Annotated in this window: 12 protein-coding genes; 6 read left to right on the plus strand and 6 right to left on the minus strand. The window is 67.5% G+C overall.

What is annotated here, in order from left to right:
* Positions 1–120 precede the first annotated feature (120 nt).
* Positions 121–906 carry a trans-aconitate 2-methyltransferase gene (locus A5744_RS03375; RefSeq protein ID WP_076058347.1) on the plus strand — a complete coding sequence of 262 codons (786 nt, stop codon included), beginning with the start codon at positions 121–123 and terminating at the stop codon, positions 904–906.
* Between the two features lie 114 nt (positions 907–1,020).
* Here A5744_RS03375 and A5744_RS03380 read toward each other — a convergent pair whose 3' ends face one another.
* From A5744_RS03380 to bluB, 3 genes are all read right to left on the minus strand, one after another.
* Positions 1,021–1,818, minus strand: a complete 798-nt coding sequence (locus A5744_RS03380; protein ID WP_076058349.1) for a Stf0 family sulfotransferase — start codon at positions 1,816–1,818, stop codon at positions 1,021–1,023.
* A gap of 66 nt (positions 1,819–1,884) precedes the next feature.
* On the minus strand, positions 1,885–3,276 hold the full coding sequence (locus A5744_RS03385) for a sulfatase (protein ID WP_076058350.1): 1,392 nt from the start codon (positions 3,274–3,276) through the stop codon (positions 1,885–1,887).
* Complete coding sequence (gene bluB / locus A5744_RS03390; protein ID WP_076058352.1) at positions 3,273–3,950, minus strand: 5,6-dimethylbenzimidazole synthase; 678 nt, start codon at positions 3,948–3,950, stop codon at positions 3,273–3,275. Before bluB ends, A5744_RS03385 begins: the two co-directional genes overlap by 4 nt.
* Positions 3,951–4,053: 103 nt before the next feature.
* Between bluB and A5744_RS03395 the strand changes: the two genes are divergently transcribed.
* Positions 4,054–4,311 (plus strand): hypothetical protein, encoded by a 258-nt coding sequence (locus tag A5744_RS03395; RefSeq protein ID WP_076058383.1) that lies wholly within the window; start codon positions 4,054–4,056, stop codon positions 4,309–4,311.
* Here the strand turns inward: A5744_RS03395 and A5744_RS03400 are convergent.
* A complete protein-coding gene (locus A5744_RS03400; protein WP_076058354.1) occupies positions 4,295–4,777 on the minus strand; it encodes a hypothetical protein in 483 nt (160 codons plus the stop codon). The two genes, A5744_RS03395 and A5744_RS03400, sit on opposite strands and share 17 nt — an antisense overlap.
* A gap of 139 nt (positions 4,778–4,916) precedes the next feature.
* Here A5744_RS03400 and A5744_RS03405 point away from each other — a divergent pair, with 139 nt between their 5' ends.
* Positions 4,917–5,570, plus strand: a complete 654-nt coding sequence (locus tag A5744_RS03405) for a L,D-transpeptidase (protein WP_076058355.1) — start codon at positions 4,917–4,919, stop codon at positions 5,568–5,570.
* 84 nt (positions 5,571–5,654) lie between these two features.
* Here A5744_RS03405 and A5744_RS03410 read toward each other — a convergent pair whose 3' ends face one another.
* Both A5744_RS03410 and A5744_RS03415 read right to left on the minus strand, forming a co-directional pair.
* Positions 5,655–6,134, minus strand: a complete 480-nt coding sequence (locus tag A5744_RS03410; protein ID WP_170874412.1) for a nuclear transport factor 2 family protein — start codon at positions 6,132–6,134, stop codon at positions 5,655–5,657.
* The gene (locus A5744_RS03415; RefSeq protein ID WP_076058357.1) at positions 6,131–6,751 is read right to left on the minus strand and encodes a TetR/AcrR family transcriptional regulator; all 621 of its coding nucleotides are present in this window, start codon (positions 6,749–6,751) and stop codon (positions 6,131–6,133) included. The genes A5744_RS03410 and A5744_RS03415 overlap by 4 nt, the downstream gene beginning before the upstream one ends.
* 38 nt (positions 6,752–6,789) lie before the next feature.
* On the opposite strand from A5744_RS03415, the gene A5744_RS03420 reads away from it, so the two are divergent.
* The 3 genes from A5744_RS03420 to A5744_RS03430 all read left to right on the plus strand — a co-directional run.
* A complete protein-coding gene (locus tag A5744_RS03420) occupies positions 6,790–8,016 on the plus strand; it encodes a hypothetical protein (RefSeq protein WP_076058359.1) in 1,227 nt (408 codons plus the stop codon).
* A 154-nt stretch (positions 8,017–8,170) separates the two neighbouring features.
* Positions 8,171–10,087: an Hsp70 family protein gene (locus A5744_RS03425; protein WP_076058360.1), complete on the plus strand. Its 1,917-nt coding sequence runs from the start codon at positions 8,171–8,173 to the stop codon at positions 10,085–10,087.
* 163 nt (positions 10,088–10,250) lie between these two features.
* Positions 10,251–11,312, plus strand: a 1,062-nt coding sequence (locus A5744_RS03430) for a hypothetical protein (RefSeq protein ID WP_240562948.1), incomplete at its 3' end; no start/stop codon positions are given.

An 11,312-nucleotide genomic window follows, 5' to 3' on the forward strand; every position in this document is an offset into this window, starting at 1 on the left:
TTGGCCGGTTTCGAATCGGCTCTGTGGAATGGGGCCCACTCGGGCGGCGCCGGGAGCGCATGCGGTAATACGGTTTTGTCTATCAGCGGACTAGCGACGGTATCGATCAGGAGGACCGCCATGTGGGATCCCGACGTCTACCTGGCATTTGCCGACCATCGCAGCCGCCCGTTCTACGACTTGCTTTCGCGGGTAGGTGCCGAGCGCGCGCGCCGCGTCGTCGACCTCGGTTGCGGTCCCGGCCACCTGACCAAGTACCTGTCCAAGCGTTGGCCCGGTGCGGTGATCGAGGCGATGGACAGTTCACCGGAGATGGTCGCGGCCGCCCGGGAGCGCGGCATCGACGCCACCACCGGTGACTTGCGGGACTGGAAGCCCAAGCCCGACACCGACGTGGTGATCAGCAACGCGGCGCTGCACTGGGTGCCCGAACACGCCGACCTGCTGCTGCGCTGGACCGGCGAACTGGCGCCGGGATCCTGGATCGGCGCCCAGATCCCCGCCAACTTCGACACGCCGTCGCATGCCGCGGTGCGGGCGGTGGCTCGCCGTGAGCACTACGCAAAAACCATGCGCGACATACCATTTCGTGTTGGTGCGGTGGTCCAGTCACCGACGCACTACGCCAATCTTCTGATGGACGCCGGATGCCGGGTGGATGTCTGGGAGACCACGTATCTGCACCAGCTGACCGGTGAACACCCGGTGCTGGAATGGATCACCGGCACCGCGCTGGTACCGGTCCGCGAGCGCCTCGACGACGAGGGCTGGGAGGAATTTCGCCAGGAACTCATCCCGTTGCTCGACGATGCCTATCCGGCCCGGTCCGACGGGACGACGATCTTCCCGTTCCGGCGGGTGTTCATCGTCGCCCAGGTCGGCGGCTCGCAACCCTCAGGTGGGTAGCCCCAACGTCGGCGCCTCTTCCGGGCGCGTCGAACGTGGGGGATATGCACGCGTTTTGATCACTTTTCGTCCATATCACCCACGCTCGGCGCGTAACGCGGCGGCTCGCAACCCTCAGGTGGGTAGCCCCAACGTCGGCGCCTCTTCCCGATAACGGTCGACCCACTCGTCGGAGCGCTGGTTGGCCTGCCGTTCCAGCATCGGCGGGGGAGCCAGCTTCGGATCCTGCCCGAGCGCGACGAGAATGTCGGCGACGATCGACGTCAGGTTGCGCCACAGCACCGGGTAGGAGATGTCGATCGGTTCGATGGATTCCTCGTCGAACCAAGCGCGCCAGCTGGTTTCCTGGCCGCGGAGGTTCCTGACGATGTGCGCAATGGCGCCGGCGTGATAGTCGGCCCGCGAGTCGCGCTCGGCGTCCGGCTGGCCGCGCCACACCTGGGTCTGCACGGCGCGCCAGAACGACACCGCCTGCGACACCACGTCCGGTCGATAGACATGCACGTACACGGGCTCGCTGCCGATCACGTCGCGGATCGCCGCGCCCAGGGTGTCACCCGAGCGGTCCGGCAGTTTCGCCGCGCGCTCGAGCAGCAGCGGCGTCTGGTTCCACATCAGCTTGCCGCCCCAGATGCCGTTGGGCGTACGGCCGGAACTACGGATGTGCTCGCGCCACGCCTCCGGCGTCGCGGGGTCCGGGGTGCCGGGAACCAGGGGATCGAGCAGCCGCAAGATCGACTCGTCCTCGACGTCGGCGAACCACTGCCGGGGCTGGGGCGCCATGCCGGTGGACGGCAGGTATTGGAAGAACTCTTGCGGTTCCCCGGCGCATCCGGTCGCGCGAAGCGATTCCACCAGCAGTGTGCTGCCGCTGCGCTGTGTGGCGAGGACCAGATAGGACGTCGCGGCCATCGGATTAGCCTACCGCGCAACTCATTGCGGCAGAATCGCCGCGAATTAGCTTCACGCTGAACGCAACTATTGCTCGGGCGGCACTGCCTGTTCCTCCACACCGCGGTCGACGGCGATCGCCGAGCGGCTGGTGGGTGCCCTGTGGTGGATCCGCAGATAGGTCTCGGTATAGCGCTGCGCTATGCGGGTGCCGGCGAAGTCCGACGGAATGACGTCCCCGGTTCGCTGGCGCCAATCATGTAGGCGCACAGCCAGATCGGCCGCGATCACCTCCATCCCGGTGCCGCCGCCGGTCAGCAGGTTGACCGTCTCGGTGGGGTCCGCGCGCAGATCGTAGAGTTCGCGCTGTGGCCGCGGCGCCTTGACGAAGGGTGCGACGGCGATGCCGGACGGGCTTTCCTCGATGTCCCACGGCAGGTCCAGCACCGGCCGCGGCACGTAGTTCTCGATGTAGCTGTATTCCTTTGTGCGGATTGCGCGGATCGGGTCGAAGGAGTCGTGATAGGTCTTCATCGTGTAGACGTGGTCGCGCACCGGGTCGGCGTGGTTGTCCGGTGTAAGCAGGGCGTGCGCGTGCGAAACGCCGTCGACTTCGGCCGGGATCTCGAGGCCCAACAGGTCCAGCAGGGTGGGGACCAGGTCCACGCCGCTGAACAGCTCGTCGTAGACCCGGGCCGCGATGTTCCGGTTGGTGGGCGGGCGGATCATCATGGCGATGCCCGTTCCGGCGTCGTACAGCGTGGATTTCGCGCGCGGGAACGCGGCGCCGTGATCGGTCAGGAACACCACCCAGGTGTTGGCGTCCAGTCCGGTCTCGGCCAGCGTGTCCAGGAGCTCGCCCACCGCGGCGTCCGCGGTGGCGATGGATCCGTAAAAATCCGCGAGATCCTGGCGCACCTCCGGGGTGTCCGGCAGGTAGTCGGGCAGCTCGACGGCTGCGCGATCGGCCGGCTCATAGCGATCGCGCGGGAAGGGTCGGTGGGTTTCGAAGAACCCGGCCGTCAACAGGAACGGTTGCTCGGACAGCACCGGCGCGCCCTGGTGCAGCCAGTCCCGGACCCTGTCCACCACGTATTCGCAGTAGGAGTTCGACACGTCGAATTCGTCGAAGCCGAGGCGTTTGGGATACGACGTCTCGTGCTGCATACCGAAAAGCGCTGAGTACCAACCCGATCCGGACAATATCTGGGGAAGGGTGCGGACTCCGCTGCGGTATTCCCAGCCGTGGTGGGCCAGGCCGACGAGCCCGTTGCTCTGTGGGTAGCGCCCGGTGAACAGCGATCCCCGAGACGGGGAGCACAGCGGTGCGGTGGCGTGGGCACGGGTGAACAGGATGCCCTCGGCGGCAAGTTTGTCCAGGCACGGACTGGACACATCCGGGTTGCCGTAGGCACCGAGGTGGCGTCCGAGGTCGTGCCAATGCACGATCAGGACGTTCTCGCCCGTCGTTTCCGTCACATCGTCACCGCGCCGTTGTCCCGCGCCGGCTGGCCCCAGTGGTTTTCGGAGACGAACTCCGACAGCGGCCGCCCGACGGTCCAGCCGTCGAGTTCCAACGCCGGGCGGTCGGGGAATTCGGGCACGGGCCCCAGGCACAGGATGGCCACCGGTTCGGCGTCGTCGGGCATCCCCAGCAGGTCCGCCAACCGGCGCGGCTCGAACAGGGAGACCCAGCCCATGCCGAGACCTTCCGACCGGGCCGCCAGCCACAGGTTCTGGATCGCGCAGGACACTGACGCGAGATCCATCTGCGGCAGCGTCCGCCGGCCGAAGACGTGCCGAGTGCGGTCGTCACCCAGCGCCACCACGAAAAGCTCGGCGCAGTCCAGGATGCCCTCGACCTTGAGCGCCAGAAATTCCTCGGCCCGCTCTCCCAGGGCCTCGGCGGTGCGCGGGCGCTCCTCGTCGACGAGTGCGTGAATGCGCCTCCGCAGCAGGTCATCGGTGATCCGGATGAAGCGCCACGGCTGCATGAGGCCGACACTAGGCGCGGCGTGCGCCGCCTGCAGCAAACGCACCAGCACGTCGTCGGGTACCACGGCGCCCCGCACGAACCGGCGCATGTCGCGTCGCTCGGAGATCACCCGGTACACGGCACGGCGCTCCTGCGGATTGAATGCGTGATCACTCACACGGCCATCGTAAGAATCGCCGCGGAGGAAAATGCTTCAGAGCGGTCCGTCACGAAGGGAGTGTCGCGTGAAGCTTTCCGGTAATTTCCCCGCATTCGAGCAGTTGCCCACCGACGGCAGCGTCGCAGGTAGCTACGGCCAGCCGTACCAGACGGCCGACGGCGCCACCGTGATCCCGGTTTCCAAACCGGTCGGCGTCTTCGTGATCCGCGGCGGTGAGGCGCGCTGGGTGGCGGCCGTGGATGGCAACCGGGTCGCGCTGATCGGCGTGCTGACCGGCCTGCTGGCGGCGGTGATCGGCAGCTTGGCGGTGCTCCGCCAGCCGCCCTGGCCCCGGATCACGCTCACGGACTATAAGTGACGCCGACGGCCCGAATGACGTATTCGGGCGGCACGTCGAAGGCCAGCGACCGCAGCGGCAGCATGTCGAGCACGTCGTCCGGGATGGTCGCCTTGTAGTGCAGCTCGAGTTCGCCGCTGAACTTCGGGTCGACCTCGGCGACGTCGAGGTTGACCTCCAGTCCGGTCGCCGAAATCTCTGCCTTCGCCGCGCCCGTCTGGGGAACGTCCCAGCGCACATCGACGGTCGGACCGGCCAGCTTCGGCAGCATCGACAACGTCGCGAGCACCCGCTCCGACGTGAACACCAGCGAGCCCGAGTAGCTGGCCACGCTGTGCGGCAACCGCGCGCCCGGTATGACGCCGCTGAACCGCCGGGTCACCGCGACGTAGTCGGCGAGATAGAGAAGGCCCTCCGCTTCGACCTGGGCGTGCAGGTCGTCGGGCAGCTTGCCGATGCCGAACAATCTCCGGACAAAGACCGCCATGACGCCAGTATGACTCGGTATGCCTGAGACGGCTTGGCTGCTGGGGCCATGCTCGGCGTCGGTTGATCACGCCACGGTGACACAACCGGGCCCAAAACTTAACTTGACCTGGGGTTGTCGTCACCTGACCATTGACTCCATGCGCCGACTGCTGGGTTTGCTGTGCGCCGCGGCGTGCGTGATGTGTGCGTACGTGTTGTTTGCGCCGGTAAGCGGCGCGGCCACCCCCTGGTTCGCCAACTCGGTTGGCAATGCCACACAAGTGGTTTCGGTGGTGAGCACCGGCGGTTCGAACGCGACGATGGACATCTGGCAGCGCACCGGCGCCGGCTGGCAGGACCTGCGGAGCGGCATTCCCACCCACGTCGGCTCGGCGGGCATGGCGCCGCAGGCCAAGAGCGGGGTTCCGGCCACCCCGATGGGCGTCTACTCCCTCGACTCCGCTTTCGGCACCGCGCCGAATCCCGGCACCGGTCTGCCGTACACGCAGGTCGGGCCGAACCACTGGTGGAGCGGCGACGACCACAGCCCCACGTTCAACTCCATGCAGGTCTGCCAGAAGTCGCAGTGCCCGTTCAACACGGCCGACAGCGAGAACCTGGAAATCCCGCAGTACAAGCACGCGGTCGTGATGGGCGTCAACAAGAACAAGGTTCCCGGCGGGGGCGCGGCGTTCTTCTTCCACACCACCGACGGTGCCCCCACCGAGGGCTGCGTCGCGATCGACGACGCGCAGCTGGTGTCGATCATGAAGTGGCTGCAGCCCGGCGCGGTGATCGCGATTACGAAATAGCCCTTGGTCCCGAGTGTGAAAGATACGACGGGATCTCGGCGTGTCGCGTCGTGACATTCACGGTCGCGGCCTGATTCCGGGGCGTTAGGCCAGCGCGCGACCGGGCTTGATCTTAAAGTCCATGCCCGCCAACGACATCGTCGCGTCGTAGGTTCTGTCGTAACCGGTTCCGCTGATCTTCCAACCGGCGTCGGTGCGCCGGTAGGTGTCGCGGTAGAACGCGGCGCCGATCAGCATGAAGTTGAGGTCGGCGACGATGACCCGGTCCTGCAGATACCAGCTGCCCGTTGCGGTGTCGCCGTCCACGGTGATGTCCGGATGGGTCACCCGATGCTCGGTGATGACGTTGCCCGGCAGCGACGTACGCATGTACTCGACCAGATCGGCGCGGTTGGTGAAGTGCAGTTCGTTGCCGATCGACGGGCCGTAGTCGGCCGTGATGTCCTCGGCCAGCGTGTCGGCGAAGTCGTCCCAGTGCTTGGTGTCCAACGCGCGCAGGTAGCGGTATTTGACTTGCTTGATGGCTTCGATGTCCGCGAAGTCTTGAGGGGTCATGACCGTCATTGCAGCACACGGGTGACCATGTCGATCAGGGCGCGTCGTTCCAGGCTCCAATCGATGGGCGTCCCGGCGATCATCTGCGCCAGCACCACGCCCCGCAGCGCGGCCCAAATCACCTCGGCCACACCGGCATTCGCGGGATCCTCGGTGATCAGCCGGCCAAGCTGGCCGATCGCCGAGTTCATCTCGAGCAGATGGCGCCGCGAGGATTCGCCCGCGCCGCCGCGCGTCACCCGCAGAATTTCGAAGGCCGCCATCGAGGTCGGGCTGCTGTAGCAGCTCCACGCGGTGTCGACGACGACTTCGATGCGCTCGCGCAGCGGCAGCTCGCTGACGTCCGCCGACGACAGGCTCTCGATGAGTCTGTCCACTCCGTCGTCGACGACGGCCATCAACAGCCCGTGGCGGTCGCCGAAGTGGTATTGGATGACCCCCCACGTCACGCCCGCGCGTTCGGCCACGTGCTTGGCGGTGGCGGCGGCGAAGCCCTCCTCCACGATGCAGCGGACCGTCTCGTCGATGATCTTGGCGCGGGTATCGTCGCCGCGCTTGCGCGGCGCGGTGGTGCGCCGGGTGGGACCGACCGTGCGCCCGGGTGTCTGGCCTGCGGCAATGGACATTGTTGACTGTATAACATAGTCGAGTCTATTTTTGGGCGATGAGCGGATCCCGATACGCGCAGTTGTCGCGCGAGCAGCTGACCGTCCTGGTTCCCGAGCTGCTGCTGATCGGGCACATGATTGACCGTTCCGGGATGGCCTGGTGCATCAATGCGTTCGGCCGCGAGGAGATGGTGCAGATCGCCATCGAGGAGTGGGCGGGCGCCAGCCCCATCTACACCAAGCGCATGCAGCGGGCGCTGAACTACGAGGGCGACGACGTGCCCACCATCTTCAAGGGCCTGCAGCTCGACATCGGCGCGCCGCCGCAATTCATGGATTTCCGCTACACCGTCCACGACCGCTGGCACGGCGAATTTCAACTCGACCACTGCGGCGCCCTGCTCGACGTGGAGCCGATGGGCGAGGAATACGTGTTCGGGATGTGCCACACCATCGAGGACCCGACGTTCGACGCCACCGCGGTGGCGACCAACCCCCGCGCGCAGATGCGCCCCATCCACCGGCCGCCGCGGGTTCCCGCGGACCGGCATCCGCATTGCGCGTGGACGGTGATCATCGACGAGTCCTATCCCGAGGCACAGAGCATTCCGGCGCTGGACATCGTCCGTCAAACCCGCGCTGCGACATGGGAACTCGACGCCATCGATCGATCCGACGAGGGACAGTCGGACTACTCCGGTCCGCTGCTCTCCGACTTCGACTTCGCCGCGTTCTCCCACTCGGCGCTGGTCCGGATGGCCGACGAGATCTGCCTGCAGATGCACCTGCTGTACCTGTCGTTCGCGGTCGCGGTGCGGGCACGCGCCGCCGATGACGCCGAAGCCGTCTCCATCGGCACCCGCGGCCTGATCGGCCTGGCCGGGCTGGCCGCGGAGCGGATTCATCGCGCACTCGGCTTACCGAACGGGATCGACGGGGCGATGCGGGTTCTCGAGCTGCACCCGCTGCTGAACCCCGCCGGCTATGTCGTGGCGGAGACCGAGGCCAACCGCCTAGTCGTGCACGCCTCGCCGGCACACGCCGACGGCGCGTGGATATCGCTGTGCTCGCCCGAATCCGTGCAGCCGCTGCAAGCGATCGCGACCGCCGTGAATCCGCGGCTCGCCGTTGAGGTTTGCGGCACCGATACCGACTGGACCGCGGAACTGATCGAAACCGACACGCCCGCAGCCGAACTGCCAGAGGTATCGGTGGCGAAAGTCAGCCGCGGATCGTCATTCGAGTTCGAGCCGAGGCGTTCGCTGCCGCTGACCGTGGTGTGACGTCCTGCCCCTTGTCAAGGGGTTTTCGGTACCGCTTCGGTGTCACAACCGCATCGACCGGATACCAATGGCATTGCAAGCCATCTGCTTTGAGCGTGTCCACGACTATGGTTAACGCTGGCCACCGACCCCTATAGACGAAAGTTTTCGATCTATGTACGACCCGCTCGGGTTGTCGATCGGGACCACAAACCTGGTCGCCGCCAGTAACGGAAGCCCACCGGTTGCACGCCGCGCCGTGCTCACTCTGTATCCGCACTGCGCGCCGAAAATCGGCCTGCTCGACGACAATCTGCCGTTGAGTGAACAAGGCGTGCTCATGCGCGGCTTCGTGGAGCGCGTTGGTGATTCGGTGCCGCTCATCTCCACCGACGGGTCCGCTCACGACCCAGACCTGCTGATGGTCGAGGCCCTGGATGCGATGGTGCTCGCCGCCGGCGCGGACGCGGCCTCCTCGGAGATCTCCATTGCCGTTCCGGCGTACTGGAAGCCGTCGACGGTGCAGGCGCTGCGCGACGGGCTACGAACGCATCTGGGCTTCGTCCGCAGCGGAGTGGCGCCCCGGCTGGTCTCGGACACGATCGCGTCGTTGACGGCCGCGAACGCCGAGCTGTGTCTCGCGGCGACCGGCGTGGTCGGGCTGCTCGATTTCGGTGGCTCGGGCACGTCCGCGACGTTGGTCAGCATCGCCGGCGATTTCGAGCCGGTCAGCCCCACACTGCGTTACGCGGAGTTCTCCGGCGACGAGATCGACCAAGCGCTGCTGCTTCGGGTCTTCGAGGAACTCGGACACGGCAGCGGTATCGACCCGGCCAGCACGGCGGCTGTCGGGCAGCTCGGCCTGCTCAGCGAGCAATGCCGCGTGGCCAAGGAGCGGCTATCCACCGACACGGTGACCGAATTCGCCGCCGAGCTCGGCGGCCGCCGATGCAGCATGACGCTCACGCGCGACGAGCTGGGCGACCTGATACAGGATCGCCTGAGCGGTTTCATCTATGCGTTCGACGACATGCTGGCCCGGCAGGGCAAGAGCTGGACGGACCTCGCGGCAGTGGTCACCGTCGGTGGCGGCGCCAGCATTCCGCTTGTCACCGAGCGCCTTTCGGTACATTCCCGCCGACCGGTCGTCACACCGTCGCAGCCGGCGCTCGCCGCTGCCGTCGGCGCTTTGATGCTGGCTTCCCGCGGTGAAGAACGGGACCTCCGCACGCGCACATCCATCGGCCTGCTCACCACGGCTGCCGGCGGCGACGTCACCGAACTCGCGGCCGGCGACGTGCTCGTGATCGATCACGACGCGATGACGGATCGCGAATTAGCCTGGTCTCAAACGGAATATCCCGGCGATGTGCGGTTGCCGTATACACCGGCCGCCTACGACGAGGACGGCCCGTCCGGCTGGTCGATGCGTCTCAACGTGATCGAACCGCCTCCAGAACCAACCTGGCGGCGATTCCGGCTGTCCCAGTTGATCATTGGGCTGTCCGCCCTGGTGGCCATGACCGCGGTCGGCGGCGTGGCCTACTCGCTCACGGGCATCGAACACCGGCAGGCGCCGCCCGCGCCCAGCGTCGCTCCGGCGCCGCCGGTCGTCAGCCCCCTGGTGCCGAGGCCGCTTCCCCCGCCGCCCACCGAGGTGCCACCACCGCCCAGCGCGCAACCGGTGCCCACCACCGTGCCGCCGCCGCCACCCCCGCCACCGTCGCCGCCACCGCCGCCGGTGGTCGTGACCACGCAGCCTCCGGTCGTCACCACGCATCGTCCGGCGCCGCCGCCGACGTCGACGCAGCCGCCGACCACCACGGCCATGACCACGACGCCGCCGCCTACGACGACGACCACGACCGCGCCTCCGACGTCGACCGAGCCGACGACCACGACCACGACGGTGCCGATGACCACCCAGTGGATCCACGTTCCGCTGCTACCGGTGCCCATCCCGGTGCCGGTTCCGGCGAATCAGGCGCCGCAGACCCCGCAGGCCCCGCAATACCCCCAATACCCGCAGCAGTACCCGGACTATTCGGGTGGCGGTGGCGCCCAGAACCCGTACCTGAGCCCCGGTTACTAGCAAGGATCTTTGAACCGAGTCACTCCAGCGGCGCGCCCGGCAGCACGCGCGTAGCGTTGAAGAAGCCCCGATTCGGGCCAGGGGCTGTCTTTTGAATGCCCTCTTGAAGATGCCGTCGTGCCGATGCGTCGTCGAGAGGCAGCGGAGGACTTGGAGGCTCAATTTGGAGATCGTTCTCGGGGTGTCGATGGCTCCCACGACGGTCCGCATGATCCTCATCGAGGGCCAGGCCTGCGACGGCGTAACCGTCGACGAGGACGCCTTCGACGTGATTGCGGGTCCGGACTCGGCGGCCTCCGGGGTGGCCGACCAGGTGATCGGCGCCATCGTCGGCACGCGCGAAGGCGCCGCCGAGGGCGGCTATCGGCTGACATCGACAGGGGTGACCTGGACGGACCCCGCCGAGGTCGCGGGGCTGCGCGATGCGCTCGCGCGCTGCGACGTCGGCGGCGTCATGCTGGTCTCCCCGCTGCTCGCCGCGGCTGCCTTGGCGCAGACGGTGGGTTCTTCGATCGACTACGAGCGCATCGCGCTGCTGTTCGTCGAGCGCGACAGCGCGACGCTGGCCGTCGTCGAGATCGGCGACGGCTCGATCGTCGAGCTGCACCGACGGGCCGTGCCGGGAACGGGGGAACCCGGCCGCCGGCACGCCGTCGCGGCCGAGCTGGCGGCGATGGTCGCCGGCCTGGACACAACGGACCCGCGAGCGAACGGCGTTTTCATCGTCGGCTGTGGGGTCGACATTGTCGGAATCAAGACCCTGCTCGACGCGGAAACCGCGCTGGACGTGATCGCGCCGGAAGAGCCGGACATGGCGCTGGCCCGCGGCGCGGCATTGGCATCCGCGAACGCGCCGCTGTTCGCGTCGTCGACGGCCGCCCTGGCTTACGCGCTGGACCCGGGCACCGGAGAGCTGAATCCCGGCGCGCTCGCCCCGACCTATCTCGACGTCAGCGGCATCGCGGCGTTGGGGGCCGATGCGCTCGCCTACAGCGCCCTGGACGACATCGCGGACCACGAGCCACGGCAGCGACGCCGGTCCATGCTGCTGGCTGGGAGCGCGCTGTCGGCGGTCGGTGTGGCCCTGGCCGGGGTGGTGCTGGCCTCGCTGACGTCGGACACTCCGACGTCGGTTCGGCAGCAGGACTCGCGGGCCAGCGCTGTGACCCCCTCTTCCGGCGCGATCACGTCCAGCGCGGTTTCCGCGTCGAGCAGGGTCTTGATT

It is taken from the genome of Mycobacterium sp. IS-1264 (assembly GCF_001954195.1).
Classification (GTDB): Bacteria; Actinomycetota; Actinomycetes; order Mycobacteriales; family Mycobacteriaceae; genus Mycobacterium.

Excerpts from the sequence above, each read along its gene's own strand:
- A5744_RS03375 (WP_076058347.1), top strand. The coding sequence starts at position 121 with ATGTGGGATCCCGACGTCTACCTGGCATTTGCCGACCATCGCAGCCGC.
- A5744_RS03380 (WP_076058349.1), bottom strand. The coding sequence starts at position 1,818 with ATGGCCGCGACGTCCTATCTGGTCCTCGCCACACAGCGCAGCGGCAGC.
- A5744_RS03400 (WP_076058354.1), bottom strand. The coding sequence starts at position 4,777 with ATGGCGGTCTTTGTCCGGAGATTGTTCGGCATCGGCAAGCTGCCCGAC.
- A5744_RS03405 (WP_076058355.1), top strand. The coding sequence starts at position 4,917 with ATGCGCCGACTGCTGGGTTTGCTGTGCGCCGCGGCGTGCGTGATGTGT.
- A5744_RS03410 (WP_170874412.1), bottom strand. The coding sequence starts at position 6,134 with ATGACGGTCATGACCCCTCAAGACTTCGCGGACATCGAAGCCATCAAG.
- A5744_RS03415 (WP_076058357.1), bottom strand. The coding sequence starts at position 6,751 with ATGTCCATTGCCGCAGGCCAGACACCCGGGCGCACGGTCGGTCCCACC.
- A5744_RS03420 (WP_076058359.1), top strand. The coding sequence starts at position 6,790 with ATGAGCGGATCCCGATACGCGCAGTTGTCGCGCGAGCAGCTGACCGTC.
- A5744_RS03425 (WP_076058360.1), top strand. The coding sequence starts at position 8,171 with ATGTACGACCCGCTCGGGTTGTCGATCGGGACCACAAACCTGGTCGCC.